This window comes from Hungatella sp. SL.1.14 (genome assembly GCF_024460495.1).
Lineage (GTDB): Bacteria > Bacillota > Clostridia > Lachnospirales > Lachnospiraceae > Hungatella > Hungatella hathewayi.
Genome location: NZ_JANFYJ010000567.1, coordinates 1 through 270, shown reverse-complemented (window position 1 = coordinate 270; position 270 = coordinate 1). Strand labels below are relative to the sequence as shown.

At 50.7% G+C, this 270-nt stretch carries 1 rRNA gene; it reads right to left on the bottom strand.

Going from position 1 to position 270, the window contains the following annotated elements:
- A 23S ribosomal RNA gene (locus NE473_RS33365) occupies window positions 1-270 on the bottom strand; the annotation flags it as partial.

Here is a 270-nt window from a genome sequence, read left to right as displayed (position 1 = left end):
TAACCCCTGGGTGCACGCACCCAGGTTTAGGCTCCTTCCATTTCGCTCGCCGCTACTCTGGAAATCGAGTTTTCTTTCTTTTCCTCCGCCTACTTAGATGTTTCAGTTCAGCGGGTTCCCAACGTATGGCTATGGATTCACCATACGCCGACTGAGGTTTGCTCAGCCAGGTTTCCCCATTCAGATATCTCCGGATCAAAGGATATTTGCTCCTCCCCGAAGCTTTTCGCAGCTTATCACGTCTTTCATCGGCTCTTAGTGCCAAGGCAT